Annotated in this window: 3 protein-coding genes and 2 pseudogenes; all 5 read right to left on the bottom strand. The window is 68.0% G+C overall.

All coding sequences use genetic code 11. The features are described from left to right. Nucleotides 1-110: pseudogene (locus ACWDO5_RS35235) on the bottom strand (ATP/GTP-binding protein); the annotation flags it as partial. Next, complete coding sequence (locus ACWDO5_RS35230) at nucleotides 91-651, bottom strand: DUF742 domain-containing protein (protein ID WP_450534607.1); 561 nt, start codon at nucleotides 649-651, stop codon at nucleotides 91-93. The gene ACWDO5_RS35230 and the pseudogene ACWDO5_RS35235, both read right to left, overlap by 20 nt. A gap of 95 nt (nucleotides 652-746) precedes the next feature. Further along, a complete protein-coding gene (locus tag ACWDO5_RS35225) occupies nucleotides 747-1,160 on the bottom strand; it encodes a roadblock/LC7 domain-containing protein (RefSeq protein ID WP_307665799.1) in 414 nt (137 codons plus the stop codon). A gap of 10 nt (nucleotides 1,161-1,170) precedes the next feature. Beyond that, on the bottom strand, nucleotides 1,171-4,287 hold the full coding sequence (locus ACWDO5_RS35220) for a nitrate- and nitrite sensing domain-containing protein (RefSeq protein WP_450534606.1): 3,117 nt from the start codon (nucleotides 4,285-4,287) through the stop codon (nucleotides 1,171-1,173). 362 nt (nucleotides 4,288-4,649) lie between these two features. Continuing rightward, nucleotides 4,650-4,739: pseudogene (locus ACWDO5_RS35215) on the bottom strand (ATP-binding protein); the annotation flags it as partial.

The raw sequence follows: 4,739 nt of genomic DNA, 5'->3' as shown, positions 1-4,739 counted from the left end.
GAGACGGCGCCGACGAACGTGGTCTTGCCCACGCCGAAGCCGCCCGCCACCACGATCTTCGCGCTGGTGGTTGAGCGGGCTGCACCGCCGCTAGAGCTTGCGAAGTCCACTGAGCACCCTTTCGAGCAGTGTCACGTCTGGCTGGCCGCCGGCGGACTCGTCGCCGCCGGGCTGGTGGATGGCGACAAGTCCGGCCTCCGCCAGGTCGGCTACGAGGATCCGGGCAACGCCGAGGGGGATGGTGAGAAGTGCCGAGATCTCGGCGACCGACTTGATCTCGAAGCACAGCCGGCAGATCCGCTGGTGCTCGGGCAACTGCCCTTGCAGCCTTGACGGATCGGCCGTGGTACTGACCAGTGCCTCGATGGCGAGCTGGTAGCGCGGCCGGGTCCGGCCGCCGGTCATGGCGTACGGGCGCACCAACGGGTTGTGCGTGCCCGTAGCGGGTGCGGGCTCCGGCGCCCGCCGCTGCACCGGCTGGACCCGGGGCTGCTGCGGCTGGTCGTACGAGGGGGAGTCGTACGGCGACTGCTGGTAGGGCTGCTGGGCCTGTCTGCTTGGCGCGGAGGGGAAGTTGAAGCGGTTCTGAGAGTGATCACCCGGCGATTGGTGAGCACCGTCATAAGGGCGTCCGCCCGGGGGTGTTGCCACGTTTCCTCCTCCGACTGCCGGTCGCCGGTCCATGTCCCTGTGGAGCCGCGCCACCGCACCCTATGGTGCGGTGGCGTGAAACGCACTGCTGTCTGCTAGTTGAGAAGACTTCCCTGGAGCTCCGCACGGAGATCCGGCGTCAACACGCTGCCCGCACGGTCCACCAGCAGAGCCATCTCGTAACCCACCAGGCCGATGTCGGCCTCCGGGTGTGCGAGCACGGCAAGCGAGGAACCGTCCGAGATGGACATGAGGAAGAGGAAGCCCCGATCCATCTCCACCACCGTCTGGTTGACCGCGCCGCCCTCGAAGATCCGGGACGCCCCCGCGGTCAGCGAGGTCAGACCGGAGGCGACCGCCGCCAGTTGATCGGCTCGGTCCCGCGGAAAACCCTCGGACATCGCCAGCAGGAGTCCGTCGGCGGAGACCACCACCGTGTGGGACACCCCAGGGGTGTTGTCCACGAAGTTGGTGATCAACCAGTTCAGATTCTGCGCCGCCTGGCTCATCGGGCTCACACTAACGCTCCTGGTTGTAGGTACTGCCCGAGCCGAAGCCCGGTCCGTTCGTGTCCGTTCCCGCGCTGCGTCCCTGCTGGACGCCGCGCCGCAGGTTGCTCAACCTGCCACGTACGTCCTCCGGGGCACGGGAGACCTGGGGGCCGCCCTGCGGCGTCTGCTCCGCGGTGCCCTCGACGAGGTTCGCCTTGGGCACTCGCCGTGGAAGACCGGAGGGGGTGACCCCTCCCGCCTTCGGCTCGCGGAGCTTCTCCGCCCGCTGCCAGCGCTCGTCGTTGGTCGAGCGCCAGTCCTCGGAGCCGGCGCCGTTGCTGCCGGACGCCTCGGCCTGACCGCTCTGCGGAGCTTGCTGGACCTGCTCCGCGGGCTGCCACTGCTGCTGGGTGCCGCCGCGCCGCGGCAGACCGGCGTCGGTCAGCGCGTGGCTGCTGCTCGGAGAGGGGCCCGGACGGTCGAAGCCTACGCGCTCCGGGGCGTTCGCGGGAGCGCCGGGGGAAGATTCCGAATCGGTCCGGTACTCCGGCTCGTACGCACTCTGGTACGTACCTTGTTCCTGCCAGTCTGCCTGGTGGGACCGGGTGTCGAACTGCCCGTCGTACTGTGGCTCCGGCGTCTGCGAAGCCTGGTAAGTGGCTTCCGCATATGTGGATTCGTGGTGCTCCTGGGGCCCCTGGTATCCGCCCTGCGGCTGGTATCCGCCGTACGCCTGCGGCTGCTCCTGGGCGTAGTCCTGCGCGTACTCCTGGCCGTACTGCTGCTGCTCCTGCGGGTACTGCGTCTCGTCCCGGTAGAGCGGCCGCTCGTCATCCTGAGCCTGTGCCTCCAGCGCCGCACGGCGCTCCTCGCGCATCAGCGAGCGGCCCACCGGGTCGAGCTTCTCAGAGTCCTCGTAGCGGGAGTCGTCGAAGCCGAGCTCCGCGGCGGTGCGCATCGGGGCACTCTGGACCGGAGCAGCAGGCTCGAAAACCTGCTGCTCCGGAATGATCTGGGAGACCGTGAAGTCGTCCTCGCGCATCGGCCCGCCACCGCCACCGTGGGTGATGGCGTCGGGCAGCATGACCAGCGAGGTGGTGCCGGCCTGCTCGCCGGAGGGGCGCAGCTGGACGCGGATGCCGTGCCGGTCGGCAAGGCGGCCGACCACGAACAGGCCCATGCGCTGTGAGACGGCGGCGTCCACCGTCGGCGGGTTGGCCAGCTTGTGGTTGATGTCCGCGAAATCCTCGGCGGTCAGGCCGATACCCTTGTCGTGGATCTCGATCATCACGCGGCCGTCGGGCAGACGGGTCGCGGTGACGCGCACCTTGGTCTGCGGCGAGGAGAACGTGGTGGCGTTCTCCAGCAGCTCGGCCAGCAGGTGCACAAGGTCGGTCACGGCCTGGCCGTGGATGTCCGTCTCCGGGACGCCGGTCAGCTCGATGCGCTCGTACGACTCCACCTCGGAGGAGGCGGCACGCAGCACGTCGACCAGCGGCACCGGCTGGTTCCAGCGGCGTCCCGGCTCCTCGCCGGCGAGGACCAGGAGGTTCTCTCCGTTGCGGCGCATACGGGTCGCCAAGTGGTCCAGCTTGAAGAGGTTCTCCAGCTGGTCCGGGTCGGCCTCGTTGTTCTCCAGGTCGGTGATCAGGGTCAGCTGGCCCTCGATCAGCGACTGGTTGCGGCGTGACAGGTTGGTGAAGATCGCGTTGACGTTGCCACGGAGCATGGCCTGCTCGGCGGCGAGCCGAACGGCCTCGCGGTGGACCTGGTCGAAGGCGCGGGCGACTTCGCCGATCTCATCCTGGCTGTCGATCGGGATCGGCTGCACCCGGGTGTCGACGCGGCCCGGCTCCGTACGCGAGAGCTGGTCGACCAGCATCGGCAGGCGCTGCTCGGCGATGCCGAAGGCGGCGGTGCGCAGCTGGCGCATCGAGCGGCTCATCTGGCGGGCCATGAGGCCGGCCAGGATGAAGGCGGTGAGCAGGGCGATGACGACGATGGCGCCGTTGGTGATGGCGTCGGTCTTGGCGTTGTCGGAGATCTTCGCGGCCTCGGTCACGGCCTTGTCGACGAGTTCGTTCTCGATCTCGGTGTAGCCGTCGAACTTGGCGGTGGCCGCGCCCATCCAGGTCTCGGGCGTGACGTCGAGCTGCTTCAGCTCCTCGGGGCTCAGCCCCTCGCCGATCTTGCCGGCCATGCCGGCCAGGACCTGGCCGCTCTCGTCCCGCGGGGGGTTGAGGCCCAGGGCTTTGAGCTGCTTCTCGCCCGCGGCGGCCTTGCCCGCCATGATCTGCTTCAGCTTGTCCGTGTCGGCCTGGGTGCCGCCGGAGACGTACTCGCCAATCGCGATCTGCTCGAGGTAGTTGTACGAGTTGAACGCCACGGTCTGCTGGGCGCGGACGGTGTCGTCCGAGCTGGGGCGGATCAGCAGGTGCATGCCGATGGAGCGCTGGAGCGACGCGGCGGCCTTGGCCAGCTGGATCGCGTAGACCGTACGGCCGTAGCTGGTGATGTTGCCGGTGCCGAGGCCGAGCTCGTTGGAGAACTCCATCAGCGAGTGCTGGACCTTGACGTAGCCCTCTTCGGTTCTCACCGGGTCGAGGGCCTTGGTGTACGCGGCCAGGCGGAGCTTGGCGAGCGTCGGCTCCTCCGCGCGGAAGAGGCTCAGACGGCGATCCAGGCCCTGCCCGGCGGGCATGTCCTGGATCGCCTGGTCGAACTTCTTCTTCGCGGCGTCCGTGGTCTCGTACGCCTTGGTGACGACCGGCTTCTGGCGGTCTGCCTCGCTGGTGGCGGTGAGCAGGGTCGCGGCTGTGAGGTCACGCTCGTTGAGCAGGGCCTGGCCGTACTCCGAGGCGGCGCGCACGATCAGCGCCGTCTTCTCGGCGTCCTGCGCCTCGTTCCAGGTGTCGATGGAGGACTTGACCTGGAAGCCGCCCATCACCAGACCGACGAGCACGGGGATGAGAAGGATTGCGTTCAGGCGGGTGGGCACCCGCCAGTTGCGTGGGGACAGCCGGCTGGAGCTTCCGGCGGTCGGGGGCGGACCGGGCGCATCCGCAGGCGACGCCGCTGTGCGCGGCGGCGGGGTGAAGTTGCCCCGCGCCTGCTGCTCTGCGGAGCTCGTCATGCTTCGCCTCACTCGACCAACAACCTCTCGGCGTCGGCACCTACGCTGTGCCGTGTTTCGTTCAGAGCTCTACTACTAGGGAGTTCGCCGAATTCCAGCATGTCGAGCGGCCCCCTTCCAAACAGTTGGAATCAGCCATTCCGAGTGGTGCGGGCCTCAGATAAAAGAGACATAAGGGTGCGAGCTCCATCAAATTGCAGAGTTGATGTGAGCGCAGTGGTACTACTCGTATGCACCGGGTGTCCGAGGTCAGGTAATTCTCTGTCGAAACGTTATGAACACGGAGGCGGACCGTGTCAAAGGACACAGCCCGCCTCCTCGCAACTACGACAACTGCCGTACGTCGACGTCCACTTGACAGCCCATTCGACCGGCTACCGCAGGCGCGCCATCAGTGCGTGTTCGACCAGTGTGATCAGGGCGCTCTTGGCGTCCGCGCGATGGCGGGCGTCGGTGGTGATGAT

The organism is Streptomyces sp. NPDC000880 (assembly GCF_053599675.1).
The sequence above is the reverse complement of the archived record's forward strand: the minus strand, read 5'-3'. Positions and strand labels throughout refer to the sequence as shown.